The organism is Streptomyces sp. NPDC038280 (assembly GCF_055600045.1).
Window position 1 is genome coordinate 446,148 of record NZ_JBVJYZ010000002.1, and the last position, 19,866, is coordinate 466,013.

Consider the following 19,866-nt stretch of genomic DNA (forward strand, 5'->3'; position numbering starts at 1 on the left):
TACAAACGAAGTGAGGCGCGCGGGACCGGCGGCCCCGCGCGACAGGCACCGCGGAGACACGTCCCCGCCCTCCTGAAGGGACGCATCATGAGCACGCTCGCCACCCCACCCCCCGACCTCGCGGATCTGCCCCTGGAGCTGCTGCGCGCCGCCGTGCGCGGCGAGGTCGTCGCGCCCGGCGACCCCACGTACGAGCAGGCCCGCCACGTCTACAACGCGATGCACGACCGCCACCCCGCGGTCGTGGTCCGGGCCGTCGACGCCGGTGACGTCATCGCCGCCGTCGGCTTCGCCCGTGACAACGGGCTGCCGCTCGCGATCCGCGGCGGCAGCCACTCGGCCGCCGGATACGGCACCTGCGACGGCGGCGTCGTGGCGGACCTGACCAGGATGCGGGCGGTCCGCGTCGACCCCGAGGCCCGGTCCGCCCGCGCCGAGGGCGGCTGCACCTGGGGCGACTTCAACCACGCGACCCATCCGTTCGGCCTCGCCACCACCGGTGGCGTCGTCTCCACGACCGGCATCGGCGGCCTGACCCTCGGCGGTGGCATGGGCACGCTCTCCCGCCGCTGCGGACTGAGCTGCGACAACCTCGTCTCGGCCGACGTGGTGACCGCCGACGGCACCTTCGTGACCTGCGACGAGCGCCACGAGAGCGACCTCTTCTGGGCGCTGCGCGGCGGAGGCGGCAACTTCGGCGTCGTGACCTCGCTCGAGTACCGGCTGCACCCGGTGGACGACATCTTCGGCGGTGTCACGCTCTATCCGCTCGACGGCGATGTCGCACGCCGCTGGCAGGAGCTGAACGCCGAGTCCCCCGAGGCGCTGAACACCCTGTTCGCCATATTCCTCGGGCCTCAGCTGCCCTTCCTGCCGGAGCGCTGGCACGGTCGTCCGGTCTGTGGCGTCCTCACCTGCTTCAGCGGTTCGGTCGAGGAGGACGACAAGGTCCGCTCCGCTCTCGCCGGGCTGGGAAAGGTCATCGGGCAGGCCGTGGACCGGATGCCGTACCCGGCGATCAACACCCTCTTCGACGAGGATCTGCCGCCGGGCCTCTTCCACTACTGGAAGGGCAACTTCAGCAAGGAGCTCTCCGACGGAGCGATCGAGGCCCATATGACGTACGGGGAGACGATCCCGTCGATGCACACGCAGACCGTGGTCTTCCCGATCGACGGGGCCTGCCACCGCGTCGGCGCCGAGGACACCGCCTTCGCCTACCGCGACGCGCTCTTCTCCACGGCCTTCGGCGCCAGCTTCGCCGATCCCGCCGACACCGAGCGCAATGTCGCCTGGACCCGCGCGTACGACGCGGCGCTGCGCCCGCACACCGAGGAGGCCGGCTACATCAACTTCCTCGACGCGGACGACCAGGACCGGGTCCGGGCCAACTACCGGCAGAACTACGACCGGTTGCGGGCGATCAAGCGCCGGTACGACCCCGGGAACCTCTTCCGGGTCAACCACAACGTCGCCCCGTAGGGCCGAAGAGGGCCTAGAACGGTGTGCGCGAGGCGGCCGCGAGGAGCCGGGCCGTGTCGTCCGCGCCCAGCTGCAGCGCGTTGCCGACGGTGGTCAGGACGTCCCTCTCCGCCGGGCTGTAGGGGCCGTCCGCGAGGGCGATGCGCGCGCCCTGGGTGAGGATCGACTCCCGCCCGGCCGGGGCCAGGTGCGGCGAGAGGGGCTCCAGGGCCTCGTGGAGCTCGATGGCGAGGGCCGCGCCGCACGGGCCGGCGTCCGGGATGAATCTGCCGGTGTCGGCGGCCAGCGCCTCGACGAGGGAGGTCAGCTGATCACCGGTGCACTCCTCGAACCCGGCCGCCCGCACCGCCGAGACCGCGGTCTCCACGACCGTACGGGAGGAGGTGCCGCCCGCGGCGAGGACGGCGAGGGCGACGGTGTGCACGCCGTCGCGGAGCATCGCCGAGAAGCGGCTGGTGGTGGGGTGGTCGAGGACCTCGGTACCGAAGTGGGTATGACACGCGGCGCACTCGACGACGGGTCCGGTGAAGCCGCGCGGCATCAGCGGGACACCGAAGAAGGCGAAGCGGCGCCGGCCGGTGCGGCGGCGGTAATTGCGGTCGCCTCCGCAGTCGGGGCAGAAGAACTCACCGTCGCCGATGGTGTTCCAAGAAGTGCGAATGCCGTAGACGCCCACTTTTCCCCCACCTGATCTCCGGGCTGACCGCACGACGCACCTCCGTCACGTTCCGGCAACACTGCCGCGTTGGCGTGATGTTAGCCACATCGATGATGTGGCGTCAGTACCTCGTCGTGAGAACGCCTCGACATGGCCGAAGCCCGCCTGCCGAGAAGGCGGGCGGGCTTCGTCGAATCGGGGGCGGCAGAGGCCGCCGACCCGTATGGCTGGCTAGCGAGCAGCGCGGTTGACTGCGGAGATGACCGCCTTCAGCGAGGCACGCGTCGTGTTGGCGTCGATTCCGATGCCCCACAGGACCTTTCCGTCAATGGCGCATTCGATGTACGAGGCGGCCTGCGCGCTGGCTCCCTCGCTCATCGTGTGCTCCTGGTAGTCCAGCAGACGGGCGTCGATGCCGATGTCCTGCAGAGCCGCGAAGAACGCGGAGATCGGACCGTTGCCGCTGCCGGTCAGCACGGTGTCGGTGCCGTCCACGACGGCCTCGACGGTCAGCGTGTCCGTGCCGTCCTTGTCGGTCGTGGTCTGGCCCGAGCGCAGCTGGATCCGTCCCCACGGGTTCGCCGGGTTGGGCAGGTACTCGTCCTGGAAGACGGACCAGATGGCCTTCGGCGTGACCTCGCCGCCCTCGGTGTCGGTCATCGTCTGGATGATCTTCGAGAACTCGATCTGCATCCGGCGCGGCAGGTCCAGCTTGTGGTCGTTCTTCAGGACGTAGGCGATACCGCCCTTGCCGGACTGCGAGTTGACCCGGATGACGGCCTCGTACGAGCGGCCGACGTCCTTCGGGTCGATCGGCAGGTACGGCACGGCCCACTCGATGTCGTCGACGGTCTTGCCAGCGGCGGCCGCGTCGGCCTCCATGGCGTCGAAGCCCTTCTTGATGGCGTCCTGGTGGGAGCCGGAGAAGGCGGTGTAGACCAGGTCGCCCGCGTAGGGGTGGCGCGGGTGGACCTCCATCTGGTTGCAGTACTCGGAGGTCCGGCGGATCTCGTCGATCTGCGAGAAGTCGATCTGCGGGTCGATGCCCTGCGAGAACAGGTTCATTCCCAGGGTCACCAGGTCCACGTTGCCGGTGCGCTCGCCCTGGCCGAACAGGCAGCCCTCGATCCGGTCCGCGCCGGCCATGATCGCCAGCTCGGCGGCGGCGACGGCGGTGCCGCGGTCGTTGTGAGGGTGCACGGACAGACAGACGTATTCGCGCCGGGACAGGTTGCGCGACATCCACTCGAAGCGGTCCGCGTGCGTGGACGGGGTCGAACGCTCCACCGTCGCGGGCAGGTTCAGGATGATCTCGCGGCCGGCCTCGGGCTGCCAGACGTCACAGACCGCCTCACAGACCTCCAGGGCGAAGTCCAGCTCGGTGTCGGTGAAGATCTCGGGGCTGTACTGGTAGCCGAAGGTGGTCTCCGGACCCAGGATCTTGTCGGCGTACTCCATCACCAGACGGGTGCCGTCGACGGCGATCTGCTTGATGTCGTCCTTGGAACCGCGGAAGACGACCCGGCGGAAGGTCGGCGCGGTCGCGTTGTACAGGTGCACGGTGGCGCGGTTCGCGCCGCGCAGCGACTCCACCGTCCGCTCGATCAGGTCCTCGCGGGCCTGGGTCAGGACGGAGATGGTCACGTCCTCGGGGATGGCGCCCTCTTCGATGATCGAGCGTACGAACGCGAAGTCGGTCTCGCCGGAGGACGGGAAGCCGACCTCGATCTCCTTGTAGCCCATGCGCACCAGCAGGTCGAACATCTCGCGCTTGCGGGCGGGGCTCATCGGGTCGATCAGCGCCTGGTTGCCGTCGCGCAGGTCGGTCGACAGCCAGCGGGGCGCCTTGGTGATCCGCGCGTCGGGCCAGGTGCGGTCGGGAATGTCCACCTGCTCGTAGACGCCGTACTTGTGCACGGGCATCCCGGAGGGCTTCTGGGTGTGGGTCGCGTTGGTGATCGGGGTGGGGCGGCCGATCCACTGGGACTGAGACATTGCGTAGGGCTCCTCGGGGTCCTGCGGGGGGACGGCCGACTGTCGAACGCAACACCAGATCCCGCGGGGAGGGGGTCGGCCTACGACTACAGGCCCTCGCCGCGGCAGCTAAGGAGAAGCAGCCCGAAACGCATGATGACCGCAGCCTAGCCGAGGGGCGCCATGAGCGCCGGTCCGTTTCAGTATGCGGGACACGTGGGTCGTCAAGCCCAAACAGTGACGCATCACTCCATTTCGCCAATCCTCGTCGCTTCTCGTGACAGTGCGATGACTCAGTGCCACAGTCCGGACATGGATGCCATTCAGCCCGTCTTCTGCACCATCGTCCCGCCGCACCTTCTCGACAAGCTCGCGCGCGCCGAGAATCCGGCCATCGCCGAAGCCGCCCGCCGCACCCTCGTCGCGGACTCGGCCCACCGCACCAGCCGCCGCCTGACCACCGTCACCGGCGCCCGGCCCGTCGCCGCGCCCTCCGGGGCGGAGGAGGGCAAGCCCCATCGGACGGTCCACGACGCCGGGCACGGAACGACCCTGCCGGGCACCAGAGTCCGCGGCGAGGGCGACCAGCCGACGCAGGACGCGACCGTCAACCGCGCGTACGCGGGCCTCGGCGCGACGTTCGAGCTCTTCATGAAGGCGTACGCGCGCGACTCCATCGACGGATCCGGGCTGCCGCTGGACGCGACGGTCCACTACGACGAGAACTACGGCAACGCGTTCTGGAACGGCGAGCAGATGGTGTTCGGCGACGGTGACGGCGAGATCTTCCTCGACTTCACGATCCCCGTCGACGTCATCGGCCACGAACTGGCCCACGGCGTCACGCAGTACACCGCCAATCTGACCTACTTCGGTCAGCCCGGGGCGCTCAACGAGTCCGTCTCGGACGTCTTCGGCTCACTGGTGAAGCAGTACGCCCTCGGCCAGACCGCGGCCGAGGCCGACTGGCTGATCGGCGCGGGCCTGCTCCACGAGAACGTCCAGGGCGTCGCGCTGCGATCGATGAAGGCACCCGGCACGGCGTACGACGACGACGTCCTCGGCAAGGACCCGCAACCCGCGAAGATGGCCGACTATGTCCGCACCGGCCGGGACAACGGCGGTGTCCACATCAACTCCGGCATCCCGAACCACGCCTTCTACCTGCTGGCGACCGCCCTCGGCGGCTACGCCTGGGAGCGCGCGGGACAGATCTGGTACGACGTCCTGACCGGGGGCGCCCTGGAGGTCGACGCGAGCTTCACCGACTTCGCGAAGGCCTCGGTGGCGGCGGCCGCCGCACGCTACGGCGAGGCGGCGGAGCACGAGGCCGTGGTGAAGGCGTGGTCCCAGGTGGGGGTGGGTATCGAGTAGCCCATGCGTATCCAGGTACGACGCACGGGAGGATTCGGCGGCATCGAGCGGTACGCCGAGGTGGACACCTCGGCACGGCTCGATGCCGCGGAGTGGCACGCCCTGGCCGCGGAGGCGGTCGCCCGCGCCGGCGGCGGACCACCGGTGGGCGTGCCGGACGGCTTCTCCTACGAGATCACCGTCGACGGCCGGACGGTGTACTGCGCGGACCCGGACCTGACGCGGGAGCAGCGCGAGCTGATCTCCCGCGTCCTGAAGGAGGGCGCGTAGAGCGGCCGCAGGGCTTCGGACGTCGTCGGTCCTTCAGGCCGTCGGCGTCGTCGCCGACGTCACCGGCCCGCGGTCAGAAGCCCAGCTTCCGCAGCTGCTTCGGATCGCGCTGCCAGTCCTTCGCGACCTTCACGTGGAGGTCCAGGAAGACCGGCGTGCCCAGGAGCGCCTCGATGTGCTTGCGGGACTTCATGCCGACCTCCTTGAGGCGGCTGCCCTTCGGGCCGATGATGATGCCCTTCTGGCTCGGGCGCTCGATGTAGACGTTGGCGTGGATGTCCAGCAGCGGCTTGTCCGCCGGGCGGTCCTCACGCGGGATCATCTCCTCGACGACCACCGCGATCGAGTGCGGCAGCTCGTCCCGCACGCCCTCGAGCGCCGCCTCACGGATCAGCTCCGCGACCATGACCATCTCCGGCTCGTCCGTGAGGTCGCCCTCCGGGTAGAGCGGCGGGCTCTCCGGAAGCAGCGGGATCAGCAGGTCGGCGACGAGGTCGACCTGGTTGTTGCCGACGGCGGAGACCGGGACGATCTGCTGCCACTCGAAGCCGAGCTCCTTGCCGAGCTGGTCGATGGCGATGAGCTGCTCGGCCAGGGTCTTGGAGTCGACCAGGTCCGTCTTGGTGACGATGGCGACCTTGGGGGTCTTCTTGATCCCGGCGAGCTCCTTGGCGATGAAACGGTCGCCGGGGCCGAGCTTCTGGTCGGCGGGCAGGCAGAAGCCGATCACGTCGACCTCGGCCCAGGTGGTCCGCACGACGTCGTTGAGCCGCTCGCCGAGCAGGGTCCGCGGCTTGTGGAGGCCGGGGGTGTCCACCAGGATCAGCTGCGCGTCCGGGCGGTGCACGATGCCGCGGACGGTGTGCCGGGTGGTCTGCGGCCGGCTGGAGGTGATGGCCACCTTCTGTCCGACCAGAGCGTTCGTCAGGGTCGACTTGCCCGCGTTGGGACGGCCGACGAAGCAGGCGAAGCCGGCCCGGTGCGGGGCGTTGTTCTCATCAGTACGAGCGCTCATGGGGGTCATTCTCCCCGATCCCGGCGGCGCTCACGTACCGAGTGCCCGGTGACGCCGCACCGCCGTCCACGCGAGCGCCACCGCGCCCGCCGCCAGGACCACCGCGCCGACCAGCCAGGGCAGCGCGACGAACCCCGCGCGCGCGGACTCGCGGACGTCCTTGGCACTGGCCGTCAGGGTCACCTCGCCCCAGTCGAACTGCGGTGAGCCCGCCCAGCGCTCGGTGAGCCGGATCTTCTGGCGGGGCAGTAGCTCGGAGGGGATCCGGGCGAGATCGTGGTCGAGCAGCGTCCGGCCGAAGAGGCCCTCGGCCTTCAGGGCGACCTTGGGGTTGAGTGTGACATTGCCCCGGTTGTGGAGCGTGTACGAGATGAGGGCGCTGCTCTCGCGGGTGCCGGGGACGAGGGGCCGGTCCTGGGAGAGGGTGACGTCCTCGACGGCGAGCGCGGGGACGGTCGGCCCGTTCACCCGCAGATAGATCCGGGCGCCGACCGCGCGCCGCACACCGACCGCGACGGACCCGTCGGTCGCGCGGGAGACGCGCTCGTCGAGGGCGACCAGGGCGCCGGGGTGGTCGCCGGGCTCGGCGTCCGCCGGGACGGTGAGCGTGACGGGCACGGTGACCTTGCCGTGCGCCGGGACAGTGACGCGACCGCGGGCGGGCTTCACCCAGGCGCCGGCGCCGCGCTGCGGCTCCTTCTCGGTACGGACCGCGAAGCCGCCGTCCCGCTCGGTGTTGTACGCGTCGGCGCCGTACAGCCGGAAGCTCAGAGGGGCGGCGGTCTTGTTGCTGACGGTGACCTCGTCGCGGAGGGTCGTGCCGGGGTCGGCGGCGAGATAGAAGTACGGCCGCCTGCCGAGTTCGGAGGCGGCCGGGTAGACGGACCATTCGCTGTTCTCGGCGGCCCGGGCGGTGGTCGTGGGCGCGCAGACGAGGAAGAGCGCGCCGATGACGAGGAGGACGTACAGCTTGCGACGCACGGTGCGGCCCCCAGGGGACGGGTCGGAACGGAGCGGGCCGACCGGGTGCGCGCCCGGCCCGCCGATCTGTTCGGCTCAGGTGAGCGTGAGGGTCAGCACACCGGAGTACGCGCCCGGTGCGGTGAACGCAGGGACGTCGAGCGAGAGCGTGGCGTCGACGGTGAACTCGCCGCCGGTGAGCGCCCCGTTCGGCGTGGAGGCCAGGGTCGCTCCCCCGTTGCCGACGGTCCCGGCGGAGCCGGGCGCGCAGGTGCTCGGGCTGCCCTGCTTGGTGGTGCAGGCCGGAGTCCAGCTCAGCTTGTCGGCGGAGATGGAGCCGCCCGGTCCGGTGAAGTCGGTGACCTTCCCGGTGAGGGACCAGCCGGCGGGACCGCCGCGGAAGTCCTTGACCGTCACGGTCCGGAGGTCGCCGGTGGACGCGCCGCCCTGGCCGAAGTCGACGGCCGACATCTGGACGGTGTCGCCCGCCTGGGACATGGACAGCTCGCCCGCGGTGACCGCGGAGGTGAGCTTCTGGCTGCCCGGCGGCGGCGGGGTGTCGTCGATGACGGTGTACGCCGCCGGTCCGGCACCCTTGTCCGCGTTCCAGCCGGCGCCCTCGTACGCCACGAGCCCGGTGGTCGCCTTGTCGTTGACCTTGAGGCTCGCGGTGAAGCCGCCCGCGCTGTCCGTCGTGACCGTCGTCCTGTCGGCGGTCTCGGCGGCCCCGGCCCGTCCGGCGACCGTCACCTCGGTGAGCGGGGTGAACTTGGCGCCGGTGACGGCGACCTGCGCACCCGGCGCGCCGGAGGCGGTGCCGAGCTGGACGGCCCGCTCGTTGGCCCCCGGCTGCGGGGACGCGACGACCGTCTCGGAGACGGGGGCGGGCGGATTGGTGACCGTACAGGGGGTGTCCAGCTCCATGATGTAGCTGGTGTGGATGTTGTAGTCACCGGGCGAGAGGGTGATCGACCCCGGGGCGGTGACGGTGAACGTGCCGGTCATCGAGAACTCGGGGAAGGTGCCCTTGCCGGGTACCGGCGGGTTCTTCTTGGGGCCGGTGACCGTGACCGCGCCGGTCTGGGCGCCGCCGAGGGCGACCTTTCCGCTGGGCGTCATGATGTCGGCGGGCAGGGCAAGGTCGACCGGGTTGCTCGCGGCGGGCTTGGTGACCGTGTAGGTGACGGTGACCGAGTCGCCCACCTTCGGGGTGGGCTTGTCGACGGTGATCTTGGCGGTGGTCGTGCCGTCGATGGGCGGGATGCCGGCGATCGGCGGCGGTACGCAGTGCGTGGGGAAGTCGACCGCCTGGGACGCGGTCGACAGAGCGCCGGCCGGTGCGGCGAGCGCGCCGCCGGCGGTGACCGCGAGCGCGGCCACGCCCAGGACGGCTGTCCAGCGGCGTTTTCGGCCGCTGGGTCTCGGGATGAGCAGGGATGCCATGTGTGCCCCCTCCTGAGGGATGAGAGGGCGCCATTGACGGCTGCGGGGAGGGAGAAGTCAATGGCATCGGGCCGCACTTCCTGATGACCCATCAGATGCTGTCAAGATCCGCGTTTCCGCAGGTCAGCACAGGAGCCGGCGCCACCGACAGGGCGACGCCGGTCCTGGAGTGCGGAGCGGTCGGCTGACGACGGACGGCCCGGCGGCCGAACCGGGCGCGACGCCGGCACGGGTTCGCGCCCGGGCCGGTCCCGTCCGGCGCGGCAGGAAATCTGACGGCCCGTCGGAAGTACCGCTGTCATTGATGCGCGAGCGGGTCCCGATGGCAAGAGAAGGTCCGGTGATTCTTGGGCGCACCACCGTCGTGCCGGCGTCAGGGGAGCGATCAGCCGAGCCGGCCCCTAGGGAGCGACGGTCTCGCGCGCCCTGAGGCGGCCGACGAGGGCCGCGCCCCCGAGCGCCGCACCCAGCACCACGCAGACGCCGAGGGCGAGGTCGAGCCAGTCGACCGGCTCGCCGCGTACGAGCGCGGCCGCCGCCGGGATTCCGGCGGCCAGGCCCGCGCCGACCGTCACCGCCGCCGCGGCGCCCAGGAGCACCTGACGGGCCCGGGGCCGACGGCCCTTCAGCAGCTCGGCCCCCGCCCACAGGGAGAGAAGCAGCGGAAACGCGTCGTGCGGCGCCACCCGCTGCCTCATCGCCCCGTCGACGGCGTTGATCAGCACGCCGACGAGACCGACGCACAGCACGACCGTCGTGTTCTGGCGCGATCCGTGGCCGGTCGGAGCCTTTCCCATCGGCTGCGTCAGCCCGCCGTCACCGAAGAGCGCAGCGCCCCGTCGGGGCCCGCCAGCAGCACCGGCGTCTGCGGGCCGCCCAGGTCCCGTACCGCCGCGCGGTCCGCGTCGGAGGCCACCTCGGCGTCCGAGACGACCGCCGCGGCCTCCAGCGACCGGGCGCCGCTGGCGACCGCCATGGCGACGGCGGTCTGGAGCGCGCTCAGCTGGAGCGACTCCAGGGCCACCGTCCCCGCGACATAGGTCCGCCCCGTCTCGTCCCTTACCGCCGCGCCCTCGGGCACACCGTTGCGGGCGCGGGCGCTGCGCGCCAGCGTGATGATCTTGAGGTCCTCGGCGCCGAGATCGCTGCTCTGTGTCATGGACCGAGGATAGGACGGAGCCGGCGATCAGCTCTGGGCGGCCTTGGTGACTCGCCCGCGAGCGGGACCCCCGCGGCGGGCGCCCAACGGCCCCGTGACAGCCCCGCGCTCAGCCCGCCACGGGGTACATCGCCCCGCGCCGCCCCTGTGGCGACACCAGCCACTCCAGCTTCGCCGCCGTGTCCGCCTCCTGGAGCGGGGTGTGCAGCACGATCGTCAGGTCCGGGCGGGCCGGGACCCTCAGCTGGGTGGACTCCACCACCAGCGTGCCGACCAGGGGGTGCTCCAGCTCCTTGCGGGTCTGGCCGCCGGGGGTGATGTCGCGCCGCTCCCAGAGGGCGGCGAACTCCTCGCTGGCCGCCCGCGCCTCCTCGACGACCGCACGGAATCCCTCGTCGTCGGGTCCCTCCGAGCACGCGGCCCGGTACTGCGCGACGACCCGGGGCGCGGTGAGTTCCCAACTCTTCGCACGGTCACGGTAGATGGGGTCGGTGAAGAAGGCGACCAGGCAGTTCTGAGAGATCTCCGGGCGCATCCCCAGGACGATCGACGCGGAGTCGTTGTACATGATCGTGTTCCAGTACATGTCCATGATGTGCGCCGGGAACGGCATCCACGCGTCGATCAGCCGGGTCAGCCCCTGACACATGTCCCCCGCGGCCGGATCCACCTCCGGGGCGGGCGGGTTGAGTGCGGCCAGGACGTACAGATGGCGGCGCTCGGCGGCGCTGAGGCGCAGGACCCGGGCCACCGAGTCCAGCACCTGCGGCGAGACGGTGATGTCACGGCCCTGCTCCAGCCACTGGTACCAGGAGACGCCGACTCCGGCGAGGACGGCGACCTCCTCCCGGCGCAGGCCGGGCGTGCGGCGGCGGGCGCCGCCGTCCGGGAGACCCGCCTCGGCCGGGCTGACCCGGGCCCGACGGCTCATCAGGAACTCACGCAGCTCGGTGAGTCGGTGTGCCTTCGTCGACGGATTCTCGAGCGTGGTGGCCATCTGCGAGCCGTCCCCCTGCCTGATCGCGGGATGCCTGGTGGTGCGACCAACAGGATAAGTTCCCGCTCCCCACCGCTATTCCCGCGGCCCGAGGGTGGGGGCATGGCAATCGACACCTCCGCCCCGACTCCCGCGACGGCCCCGACCGCCGTGCCGGACACGGCCGTTCCCCCGCGGCTCACCGGCCGCGCCAAGCTCATCCTCTTCGTCCTGTGTGCGGCGCAGTTCATGGTCGCGCTCGACTTCTCCGTACTGAATGTGGCGCTGCCCGTCCTCGGCCCCGATCTGGGCCTCGACCAGTCCGCGCTGCAGTGGGCGGTCACCGCCTTCGCGCTGCCGTCCGGCGGCTTTCTGCTGCTCTTCGGCCGGATCGGCGACCTGTACGGGCGCAAGAAGCTCTTCCTGACCGGACTGGTCCTGTTCGGCGCGGCCTCGCTGCTGGCGACGTTCGCATGGAACCCCGCCTCGTTCCTGGCGGGCCGGGCCCTCCAGGGCCTGGGCGCGGCCGCGATCGTGCCGACGGGAATGTCCCTGCTGACGACGACCTTCCCCGAGGGTCCGCAGCGCGCCCGGGCGCTGGGCATCTCCGGCACGCTGATGTCGCTGGGCTTCACCGTCGGCATGGTGCTGGGCGGGGTCATGACCGACACGCTGGGCTGGCGTTCCACGATGGGTCTGCTGGCCCTGTTCACCCTGCTCGTGCTGCCCCTGGCGCCCGGGCTGCTGCCCGAGTCCCGTACTCCGGAGAGGCCGCGTCTGGACGTGCCGGGCGCGGTGACCGTCACCGGCGGTCTGCTCGCGCTGATCTACGCGCTGACCACCGCCGCCGAGCACGGGTTCGGCGGGACGGACGTCCTGGTGACGCTGGTCGTCGGACTGCTGCTGCTGGCCGCGTTCGTCGTGGTCGAGTCACGGCACGCCGCGCCGCTGGTCTCGCTGCCGATGCTGCGCCGGGGAACCGTCGCCTTCGGCAACCTGGGCGGTCTGATCACCTTCTCGATGATGTCCACCGTCATCTTCGTCCTGACCCTGTACCTCCAGGAGACGCTGGGACTCAGCGCCTTCCGGACCGGTCTGGTCTTCGGTGTGCAGGGAGTGCTGTCGATCGTGGCCGGGGCGTTCACCCCGAAGGTGATCGGCCGCTTCGGAGCCCGTCGCACACTGGTCGGCTCGCTCCTTGGCCAGGGCGTGCTCGTCGCCGCCCTGCTCGGCATCGGCACGGACTCCGGCGCACTCCTCGCGACGGCCGCCGTCTCTCTGGCGAGCATGTGCCACCTGGGCGCGATCATCTCGTACGGCCTGACGGTGACGTCGGGTGTGCCGAATGAGGAGCAGGGCCTGGCGACCGGGCTGGTGACCACGACCCAGCAGGTCGGCCTCACGATCGGCATCCCGCTGCTGGGCGTGCTGGCGACGACCGGCGGGGACCTCTTCGCCGGCGTGCGCCTGGTCCTCGCGGTCGACGCGGTGATCGTCGTCGCGGCGGCCCTGCTGGTGGCGGTGGGCCTGCGCAAGGCACGGGCCTGAAGGGCCTAGGGCCGGTCGAGGCGCAGCCGCTCGGCCCTGGGCAGGCCCGCGACCACGAGGTCGTAGGAGTCCTCGACGAGCTCCCGGACCATGCGGTCCGGGAGCTCTCCCACGGTGACGGTGTTCCAGTGGCGCTTGTTCATGTGCCAGCCCGGCACGATCGCGGGATGTTCCTCGCGCAGCCGTACCGCGATCTCCGGATCGCACTTCAGATTGACCGTCAGCGGCCGGGCGTCCAGGGCCGCGAGGGCGAACATCTTTCCGGCGACCTTGAAGACGGACGTCTCCGGCGTGAAGGGGAACTCCTCCGTCGCGTCGTTGAAGGCCAGACAGAACGCGCGCAGCTGCTCCGGTGTCACGCGGTCTCCCCCTCCGCCGCGGTCGGCTCGACCAGTACGGTGACGATCTTGTTCCGTCGGCCGGCCGTGGACTCGGCGGTCAGTCGCAGCTCGCGCCCGTCCGGCAGGTGCACCAAGGCCGTCGCGCCCGCGATGGGGACCCGGCCGAGCGCCTTGGCGAGCAGTCCGCCGACGGTCTCGACGTCCTCGTCGTCGTACTCGTCCATCCCGAAGAGCTCGCCGAGGTCACCGATGTCCAGGCGGGCGGTGACCCGGTACCGCGCGTCTCCGAGGTCCTGCACCGGCGGCAGCTCCCGGTCGTACTCGTCGGTGATCTCCCCGACGATCTCCTCCAGGATGTCCTCGATCGTGACGATGCCGGCCGTGCCGCCGTACTCGTCGATGACGACGGCGACGTGGTTGCGTTCCTGCTGCATCTCGCGCAGCAGGTCACCGGCGTTCTTGGTGTCGGGCACGAAGGCGGCGGGGCGCATCGCGGTGGAGACCAGGTCGGCCTCGGAGTCCCGGTTGATGTGCGTCTTGCGGACCAGGTCCTTGAGGTAGACGATCCCGACGATGTCGTCCTCGTTCTCGCCGGTGACCGGGATGCGGGAGAAGCCGGAGCGCAGGGCCAGGGTGAGGGCCTGCCGGATGGTCTTGAAGCGTTCGATGCAGACCAGGTCGGTGCGGGGCACCATCACCTCGCGGACGAGGGTGTCGCCGAGCTCGAAGACGGAGTGCACCATGCGGCGCTCGTCGTCCTCGATCAGCGACTCCTGCTCGGCCAGGTCGACCATGGCGCGCAGCTCGGCCTCGGAGGCGAAGGGGCCCTTGCGGAAGCCCTTTCCAGGGGTGAAGGCATTGCCGAGGAGGATCAGCAGCTGCGGGATCGGGCCCATGATCCTGGCCAGCGGAAGCAGCACATAGGCGGCCGCGGTCGCCGTGTTCAGCGGGTGCTGGCGGCCGATGGTGCGCGGGGACACGCCGACGGCGACGTACGAGACGAGCACCATCACCGCGATGGCGACGGTCAGCGCCTGCCAGGTCTTGGAGAACTCGCGCAGGCAGGCGTAGGTGACCAGGACACCGGCCGCCATCTCACAGGCGACCCGGACGAGCAGGGCCACGTTGAGATAGCGGGTGGGGTCGGAGGCGACCTGGGTGAGCTTGTCGGCGCCGCGCCGCCCGGACCGTACGGCCTCGGCGGCCCGGAACATGGAGACCCGGGCGAGGCCGGCCTCCGCGCAGGCCGCCAGCCAGGCCACGACGACCAGGGCGACGGCTCCGAGGATCAGCTGGGCGCTCATGAGACGGTCGGCGCCGGAGAGGGGCCGGTGAGGCCCTTCTCCGCACGCCAGCCGTCCACGATCGCCGCCTGGAGGCCGAACATCTCGGCCTTCTCGTCGGGCTCCTCGTGGTCGTAGCCCAGCAGGTGCAGCACGCCATGGACGGTGAGGAGCTGGAGCTCCTCGTCCATGGAGTGCTGCGTCGGCGCGTCCTCGCCCTGCTGCTTCGCGACCTCGGGGCAGAGCACGATGTCACCGAGGAGGCCCTGAGGCGGCTCCTCGTCGTCCTTGGCCGGCGGGCGCAGCTCGTCCATCGGGAAGGACATGACGTCGGTCGGGCCGGGCAGGTCCATCCACTGGATGTGCAGCTGCTCCATGGCGTCGGCGTCCACGACGATCACCGAGAGCTCGGAGAGCGGGTGGATGCGCATCCGCGTGAGCGCGTAGCGGGCGATGTCGAGGATCGCCTGCTCGTCGACCTCGGTTCCGGACTCGTTGTTGACGTCGATCGACATGGTGCGGTTGGACTACTTCCCGTTGGAGCCGTTACGGCTGTCGTACTGCTCGTACGCGTCGACGATACGGCCGACGAGCTTGTGCCGTACGACATCGTGCGACGTGAGACGCGAGAAGTGCACGTCCTCGACGCCCTCGAGGATGTCCTGGACCTGACGGAGACCGCTCTTGGTGCCGCCCGGCAGGTCGACCTGGGTGATGTCACCGGTGATGACGATCTTCGAGTCGAAGCCCAGCCTGGTCAGGAACATCTTCATCTGCTCGGGGCTGGTGTTCTGCGCCTCGTCCAGGATGATGAACGCATCATTAAGCGTGCGACCGCGCATGTACGCCAGCGGCGCGACCTCGATCGTGCCCGAGGCCATCAGCTTCGGGATCGAGTCGGGGTCGAGCATGTCGTGCAGCGCGTCGTACAACGGCCGCAGATACGGGTCGATCTTCTCGTAGAGCGTGCCGGGCAGGAAGCCGAGCCGCTCGCCCGCCTCGACGGCGGGCCGGGTCAGGATGATCCGCGTGACCTGCTTGGACTGCAGGGCCTGGACCGCCTTGGCCATGGCGAGGTAGGTCTTGCCGGTGCCCGCGGGGCCGATGCCGAAGACGACCGTGTGCTTGTCGATCGCGTCGACGTACCGCTTCTGGTTGAGCGTCTTGGGGCGGATCGTGCGGCCACGGCTGGAGAGGATGTTCTGCGTGAGCACGTCGGCCGGGGTCTCCGGGCCGTCCCCGTCGCCGTTCTCGCTCGCTCTGAGCATGGCGATCGAGCGTTCCACTGCGTCCTCCGTCATCGGCTGACCGGTGCGGAGCACCAGCATCATCTCGTCGAACAGGCGCTGGATCAGAGCGACTTCCACCGCGTCGCCGACCGCGCTGACCTGATTGCCCCGGACGTGGATGTCGGCGGCCGGGAACGCCTTCTCGATCACGCGCAGCAGGGCGTCTCCCGAACCGAGCACCGTCACCATCGGGTGCTTGGCCGGGACGGTGAAGTGGGCTCGCGCCTGCCCGGGCGGCGGCGTCTGGGCTGTGGGTGTCTGAGTCATGGGCCGGCACTGTGGCCTGCACATACCTCCCGTTGCAGGGTTCTCGCTGCTCGACAACCTCTGGAATACCAAGCGTACGACGTGCCACTGACAAGACCGAGGGCTTTTCCCGGCCCGCCGTGGCCGCCGCTAGGCGGAGCGGCGGAAGCCGATGGTGGGAACGGCCCGGCGCAGCGGGATGGGGCCGCTGAGCGGGGGCACCAGGCCCTCCAGGAAGGCGTAGCGCCGCAGGGCGGCGGCGTCCTGGTCCGGGTGGTTGTGGACCTGGTGCCACCAGGCCGCCACCTCGGACCAGCCCGGCGCCGACAGTGATCCGCCGAATTCCTGGACGGACAGCGCCGCGGTGAGGCCGCCGAAGGCGAGCCGGTCGGCGAGCGGCCAGTCGGCGAGCGTGCCGGTGACGAATCCGGCGACGAAGACGTCGCCGGCGCCGGTCGGATCCAGGGCGGCCACCTCGATCGCCGGTACCTCAGCGGTCTCGCCGGTGGCCCCGTCGACGGCGTACGCGCCCTCCGCGCCGAGCGTGACCACCGCGTAGCGGACCTTGTCGGCGAGGGCGCGGGCGGCCGCGCGGGGGCAGTCGGTACGGGTGTAGCGCATGGCCTCCTCGGCGTTCGGCAGGAACGCCTCGCAGTGCTCCAGGTCCTCCAGGCCCGCGAGGTCCCAGCGGCCCGTGTCGTCCCAGCCGACGTCGGCGAAGACCCGGGTGCCGCAGCGCGCGGCCTCGGCCACCCACTCCTCGCCGCGTCCCGGCACCAGGGAGGCGACGGCGGCCCGCGCGCGGGGCGGGTATTCGGGCAGCGCGCCGTCCAGCGGCGGGGCGTCGACGGGTGGCGCGTCGTGACCGTGCGAGACCATCGTGCGCTCGCCCTCGTACGCCATGGAGATGGTCACCGGGGAGTGCCACCCGGGCACGGTCCGTGACAGGGAAAGGTCGATGCCCTCACCCTGCTCCAGGGCGTCCCAGCAGTAGTCGCCGTAGTGGTCGTCGCCGAACGCGGCGGCCAGCGAGGTGCGCAGTCCGAGGCGGGCGAGCGCGGTGGCCATGTTGGCGACGCCACCGGGGCTCTGGCCCATGCCCCTGGCCCACGACTCGGTGCCCCGCACCGGGGCGCTGTCGAGGCCGGTGAAGATGATGTCGAGGAAGACCGTGCCGGTGAGGAAGACGTCGCACACCGGGTCCGCCGCGGAGCGCACTGCGCGCAACGGATCGAATCCGGTCGTGTGTTGTGGTGTCTCTCCTCTGACTTCGGTCACGGCAGGCTCCCCGGTCGTGGTTCGGATCTTGCCAGTGTGCCCGATGCGAGACGGGACGGCGGCGGCGTTCCGACGCCTCGAAAATCGACCTCTTTACCCGCTCTCATGGGTGACAAACCGATTGTGACTCAGATCACAGGAGTCTGCCTTCTCCCGCGCCAGGGACAGTTGATACAAATTGGCCGCGATCCCGTGCAACACCGGGCGCTCCACCTCCCTTTCGCTTCTTTCCTGGAACGCCCATGCCCTCGCGCCCCCGCGCCCCGTGGCCCCTCGTCGCGCTCTTCACCGCCGGGTACCTCGCCGCCTATCTCCTCCCGACCGTCGTCGGACGCCTCTCCGCCGGACTCGGTCTGACGCCCGCGCAGGCGGGCCTCGTCGGCTCGCTCCTGCTGCTCGGCTCCTCGGCCGCCGGCTTCACGCTCGCCTCCCGGGTCGAGCGCTGCGGTCCGCGCCGGCTGGCCCGCCTCGGACTCGCGCTGGCCATCGCCGGATACGGCTGCGCCGCGCTCACCTCGTACGTCCCCCTGGTCGTCGTCGGGGCGGCGGTGGGTGGCTTCGGTTCGGGTACGGCGACGGCCGTCGCCGCGGCCGGGATCGCCGCCCAGCGCGACCCGCACCGCGCCTCCGCGCTCGGGCTGTTGTCGGTGTCCGCGACCGCCGGCGCGCTCTATCTGACGATCCCGCATTTCGGCGGCGGCCACGCGCTGCCGTTCGCCTCGATCGCACTGGTCGCGGCCCTGGTGTGGCCGGTCACGGGCCGGCTGGCCGACGCCTCGCCGCACGCGCCCTCGGTGACCGCCGGCGGCCGGGTGCCGCATCTGCGGTCCGGGGTCGTCCTGGCCGTCGCGATCCTGCTCTGGTCACTCGCGCAGAACGCGCTGTGGGGAGTCAGCGGCCGCATCGGACTGACCCAGGCCGGGCTCTCCGAGGTCACCGTCGGCGCGGTCTTCGCGGTGGCGCTGGGTGCCGGTCTGACCGGGGTCACGGCGGCCGGCGCGCTCGGCGCCCGGCTGGGGCGCGCGGTGCCGATCGGCGCGGGCACGGTCGTGATCGCGGGCTGTGTGATGGCCAGTTCGGCCGCCGAGGACCTCGCCGCCTTCGCCACCGGCGAGATCCTCTGGAACACCTTCTACCCGGTCGTCCTGTCGTACGTGATCGGGCTGGCCGCCTCCCTCGACCCGCGCGGCCGCTGGGCGGTCCTGGTCGGCTCCGCCTCCTCGCTGGGAGTGGCCTGCGGTCCGGTCACCGGCAGCGTGCTGTCCGAGCACGTCGGCTATCCGGGCATGGGGCTGGTGCTGTGCGCGGTACTGCTGCTGATCGCGGCGCCGATGACGGCGGTCGCCCTGCACACCTCGGGCCGTCCGCTGGTCCCCGGGTCGGTCCGGCGCCGCGGCGGCGCCCCGGCCGCGGTGGTCGCCGGCAGGACCGGCGCGGCGGCCGGTCTGCTGCCGCAGATCGGCGCACCGGAGCAGGCGGTGGCGGAGATCCCCGTACCGGCCCCGGCGCGCAGGCTCCTCGTACAGCGCTCGTTCCGCCTGACGCGCCCGGCCCCGCGGCAGGAGGGGGCTCAGTCCTCGAAGACGTACGCCTCGACTTCGGCGAGGTAGCGCGCCCTGCGCTCCTCGTCGTGGTCCAGGAAAGAGGCCTCGAAGGAGTTCCGGGCCAGCTGCCGCAGCTGGTCCCGGCTGAGACCGAGCGCCTCGCGCACGGCGTGGAAGGTGTCCCCGACATAGCCGCCGAAGTACGCCGGGTCGTCGGAGTTGACCGTCGCGAGCAGCCCGGCCTCCATCATCGCCTTGAGCGGATGGTCCTCCAGGACGTCGATGGCGCGCAGCCGTACGTTCGACAGCGGGCACAGCGTCAGCGGCACCCGCTCCCGCACGAGGCGCTCCACCAGCTCCGGGTCCTCCATCGCCCGCAGCCCGTGGTCGACGCGCTCGACACCGAGGATGTCCAGGGCCTCCCGGATGTACGCGGGCGGGCCCTCCTCGCCCGCGTGGGCGACCTTGCGCAGACCGAGCGCCTCGGCCGCCGCGTACACCTCGCGGAACTTCGACGGCGGGTGCCCGACCTCGGCCGAGTCCAGGCCGACGCCGGTGATCCGGTGCAGATACGGCTTCGCCGCCTCCAGCGTCTCGAGCGCCGACTCGGCCGACTGGTCGCGCAGGAAGCACATGATCAGCTGGGTGGAGATGCCGTGCCGCTCCTCGCTGTGGTCCAGCGCCCGGGCGAGGCCCTCGACGACCGTGCCGATGGGGACGCCGCGCGAGGTGTGCGCCTGCGGGTCGAAGAAGATCTCGGCGTGCCGCACCCCCTGCTCCGCGGCGCGCGCCAGGTACGCCTCGGCGAGCTCGGCGAAGTCGTCCACGGTGTGCAGGGCCGACATCAGCGCGTAGTACAGGTCCAGGAAGGACTGCAGATCGCTGAAGAGGTACGCCTCGCGGAGTTCCTCGGTGCCGGCGTACGGCAGGGCGACGCCGTTGCGGGCGGCGAGCGCGAAGGCGAGTTCGGGTTCGAGGGTGCCCTCGATGTGGAGGTGCAGTTCGGCCTTGGGGAGGTGCATGGTC

General features: G+C 71.2%; 19 protein-coding genes. 5 read left to right on the forward strand and 14 right to left on the reverse strand.

All coding sequences use genetic code 11. From position 1 onward, the window contains the following. The first annotated feature begins 87 nt into the window (after window positions 1-87). The gene (locus ACZ7J0_RS07150) at window positions 88-1,482 is read left to right on the forward strand and encodes an FAD-binding oxidoreductase (RefSeq protein WP_470884794.1); all 1,395 of its coding nucleotides are present in this window, start codon (window positions 88-90) and stop codon (window positions 1,480-1,482) included. 13 nt (window positions 1,483-1,495) lie between these two features. Here the strand turns inward: ACZ7J0_RS07150 and ACZ7J0_RS07155 are convergent, their stop codons facing one another. Both ACZ7J0_RS07155 and leuA read right to left on the reverse strand, forming a co-directional pair. Next, entirely contained in the window at window positions 1,496-2,158 is a 663-nt protein-coding gene (locus ACZ7J0_RS07155) for a TerB family tellurite resistance protein (RefSeq protein WP_470884796.1), read from the reverse strand. A gap of 213 nt (window positions 2,159-2,371) precedes the next feature. Continuing rightward, complete coding sequence (leuA, locus tag ACZ7J0_RS07160) at window positions 2,372-4,135, reverse strand: 2-isopropylmalate synthase (RefSeq protein ID WP_470884798.1); 1,764 nt, start codon at window positions 4,133-4,135, stop codon at window positions 2,372-2,374. A gap of 291 nt (window positions 4,136-4,426) precedes the next feature. Between leuA and ACZ7J0_RS07165 the strand changes: the two genes are divergently transcribed. After that, window positions 4,427-5,488, forward strand: coding sequence for a M4 family metallopeptidase (locus ACZ7J0_RS07165; protein WP_470884800.1), 1,062 nt, complete (start codon window positions 4,427-4,429; stop codon window positions 5,486-5,488). Window positions 5,489-5,491: 3 nt separating this feature from the next. Further along, window positions 5,492-5,758, forward strand: a complete 267-nt coding sequence (locus ACZ7J0_RS07170; protein ID WP_470884801.1) for a protealysin inhibitor emfourin — start codon at window positions 5,492-5,494, stop codon at window positions 5,756-5,758. A 73-nt stretch (window positions 5,759-5,831) separates the two neighbouring features. On the opposite strand, the gene era is transcribed toward ACZ7J0_RS07170, so the two are convergent. From era to ACZ7J0_RS07200, 6 genes are all read right to left on the reverse strand, one after another. Then, window positions 5,832-6,773 (reverse strand): GTPase Era, encoded by a 942-nt coding sequence (gene era, locus ACZ7J0_RS07175; protein ID WP_468705744.1) that lies wholly within the window; start codon window positions 6,771-6,773, stop codon window positions 5,832-5,834. A 30-nt stretch (window positions 6,774-6,803) separates the two neighbouring features. After that, window positions 6,804-7,754, reverse strand: a complete 951-nt coding sequence (locus tag ACZ7J0_RS07180; protein ID WP_470884802.1) for a DUF916 domain-containing protein — start codon at window positions 7,752-7,754, stop codon at window positions 6,804-6,806. Window positions 7,755-7,829: 75 nt separating this feature from the next. Further along, on the reverse strand, window positions 7,830-9,176 hold the full coding sequence (locus tag ACZ7J0_RS07185) for a beta-xylosidase (RefSeq protein WP_470884804.1): 1,347 nt from the start codon (window positions 9,174-9,176) through the stop codon (window positions 7,830-7,832). 401 nt (window positions 9,177-9,577) lie between these two features. After that, entirely contained in the window at window positions 9,578-9,973 is a 396-nt protein-coding gene (locus tag ACZ7J0_RS07190; protein ID WP_470884806.1) for a hypothetical protein, read from the reverse strand. A gap of 8 nt (window positions 9,974-9,981) precedes the next feature. After that, the gene (locus ACZ7J0_RS07195; RefSeq protein WP_470884807.1) at window positions 9,982-10,335 is read right to left on the reverse strand and encodes a cytidine deaminase; all 354 of its coding nucleotides are present in this window, start codon (window positions 10,333-10,335) and stop codon (window positions 9,982-9,984) included. 109 nt (window positions 10,336-10,444) lie between these two features. Next, a complete protein-coding gene (locus ACZ7J0_RS07200) occupies window positions 10,445-11,332 on the reverse strand; it encodes a helix-turn-helix transcriptional regulator (RefSeq protein ID WP_470884809.1) in 888 nt (295 codons plus the stop codon). A 102-nt stretch (window positions 11,333-11,434) separates the two neighbouring features. Between ACZ7J0_RS07200 and ACZ7J0_RS07205 the strand changes: the two genes are divergently transcribed. Further along, on the forward strand, window positions 11,435-12,859 hold the full coding sequence (locus tag ACZ7J0_RS07205) for an MFS transporter (protein WP_470884811.1): 1,425 nt from the start codon (window positions 11,435-11,437) through the stop codon (window positions 12,857-12,859). A gap of 5 nt (window positions 12,860-12,864) precedes the next feature. Here the strand turns inward: ACZ7J0_RS07205 and ACZ7J0_RS07210 are convergent, their stop codons facing one another. From ACZ7J0_RS07210 to ACZ7J0_RS07230, 5 genes are all read right to left on the reverse strand, one after another. Next, the gene (locus tag ACZ7J0_RS07210) at window positions 12,865-13,218 is read right to left on the reverse strand and encodes an MmcQ/YjbR family DNA-binding protein (RefSeq protein ID WP_470884813.1); all 354 of its coding nucleotides are present in this window, start codon (window positions 13,216-13,218) and stop codon (window positions 12,865-12,867) included. Continuing rightward, window positions 13,215-14,504 carry a hemolysin family protein gene (locus tag ACZ7J0_RS07215; protein WP_470884815.1) on the reverse strand — a complete coding sequence of 430 codons (1,290 nt, stop codon included), beginning with the start codon at window positions 14,502-14,504 and terminating at the stop codon, window positions 13,215-13,217. Before ACZ7J0_RS07215 ends, ACZ7J0_RS07210 begins: the two co-directional genes overlap by 4 nt. Then, complete coding sequence (gene ybeY, locus ACZ7J0_RS07220; RefSeq protein WP_468705764.1) at window positions 14,501-14,998, reverse strand: rRNA maturation RNase YbeY; 498 nt, start codon at window positions 14,996-14,998, stop codon at window positions 14,501-14,503. The genes ACZ7J0_RS07215 and ybeY overlap by 4 nt, the downstream gene beginning before the upstream one ends. Window positions 14,999-15,010: 12 nt before the next feature. Continuing rightward, entirely contained in the window at window positions 15,011-16,039 is a 1,029-nt protein-coding gene (locus ACZ7J0_RS07225; RefSeq protein ID WP_470884817.1) for a PhoH family protein, read from the reverse strand. 129 nt (window positions 16,040-16,168) lie between these two features. Further along, window positions 16,169-17,296 (reverse strand): carbohydrate kinase family protein, encoded by a 1,128-nt coding sequence (locus tag ACZ7J0_RS07230; RefSeq protein WP_470884819.1) that lies wholly within the window; start codon window positions 17,294-17,296, stop codon window positions 16,169-16,171. A gap of 242 nt (window positions 17,297-17,538) precedes the next feature. On the opposite strand from ACZ7J0_RS07230, the gene ACZ7J0_RS07235 reads away from it, so the two are divergent. Beyond that, window positions 17,539-18,906: an MFS transporter gene (locus ACZ7J0_RS07235; RefSeq protein ID WP_470884821.1), complete on the forward strand. Its 1,368-nt coding sequence runs from the start codon at window positions 17,539-17,541 to the stop codon at window positions 18,904-18,906. On the opposite strand, the gene ACZ7J0_RS07240 is transcribed toward ACZ7J0_RS07235, so the two are convergent. Then, window positions 18,867-19,862 carry an adenosine deaminase gene (locus ACZ7J0_RS07240; protein ID WP_470884823.1) on the reverse strand — a complete coding sequence of 332 codons (996 nt, stop codon included), beginning with the start codon at window positions 19,860-19,862 and terminating at the stop codon, window positions 18,867-18,869. The two genes, ACZ7J0_RS07235 and ACZ7J0_RS07240, sit on opposite strands and share 40 nt — an antisense overlap. Window positions 19,863-19,866: the final 4 nt, after the last annotated feature.

Coding starts and splice junctions, on each gene's coding strand:
- ACZ7J0_RS07215 (WP_470884815.1), bottom strand. CDS start 14,504: ATGAGCGCCCAGCTGATCCTCGGAGCCGTCGCCCTGGTCGTCGTGGCC.
- ACZ7J0_RS07185 (WP_470884804.1), bottom strand. CDS start 9,176: ATGGCATCCCTGCTCATCCCGAGACCCAGCGGCCGAAAACGCCGCTGG.
- ACZ7J0_RS07225 (WP_470884817.1), bottom strand. CDS start 16,039: ATGACTCAGACACCCACAGCCCAGACGCCGCCGCCCGGGCAGGCGCGA.
- ybeY (WP_468705764.1), bottom strand. CDS start 14,998: ATGTCGATCGACGTCAACAACGAGTCCGGAACCGAGGTCGACGAGCAG.
- ACZ7J0_RS07240 (WP_470884823.1), bottom strand. CDS start 19,862: ATGCACCTCCCCAAGGCCGAACTGCACCTCCACATCGAGGGCACCCTC.
- leuA (WP_470884798.1), bottom strand. CDS start 4,135: ATGTCTCAGTCCCAGTGGATCGGCCGCCCCACCCCGATCACCAACGCG.
- ACZ7J0_RS07190 (WP_470884806.1), bottom strand. CDS start 9,973: ATGGGAAAGGCTCCGACCGGCCACGGATCGCGCCAGAACACGACGGTC.
- ACZ7J0_RS07195 (WP_470884807.1), bottom strand. CDS start 10,335: ATGACACAGAGCAGCGATCTCGGCGCCGAGGACCTCAAGATCATCACG.
- ACZ7J0_RS07150 (WP_470884794.1), top strand. CDS start 88: ATGAGCACGCTCGCCACCCCACCCCCCGACCTCGCGGATCTGCCCCTG.
- ACZ7J0_RS07200 (WP_470884809.1), bottom strand. CDS start 11,332: ATGGCCACCACGCTCGAGAATCCGTCGACGAAGGCACACCGACTCACC.
- ACZ7J0_RS07170 (WP_470884801.1), top strand. CDS start 5,492: ATGCGTATCCAGGTACGACGCACGGGAGGATTCGGCGGCATCGAGCGG.
- era (WP_468705744.1), bottom strand. CDS start 6,773: ATGAGCGCTCGTACTGATGAGAACAACGCCCCGCACCGGGCCGGCTTC.
- ACZ7J0_RS07165 (WP_470884800.1), top strand. CDS start 4,427: ATGGATGCCATTCAGCCCGTCTTCTGCACCATCGTCCCGCCGCACCTT.
- ACZ7J0_RS07235 (WP_470884821.1), top strand. CDS start 17,539: ATGCCCTCGCGCCCCCGCGCCCCGTGGCCCCTCGTCGCGCTCTTCACC.
- ACZ7J0_RS07205 (WP_470884811.1), top strand. CDS start 11,435: ATGGCAATCGACACCTCCGCCCCGACTCCCGCGACGGCCCCGACCGCC.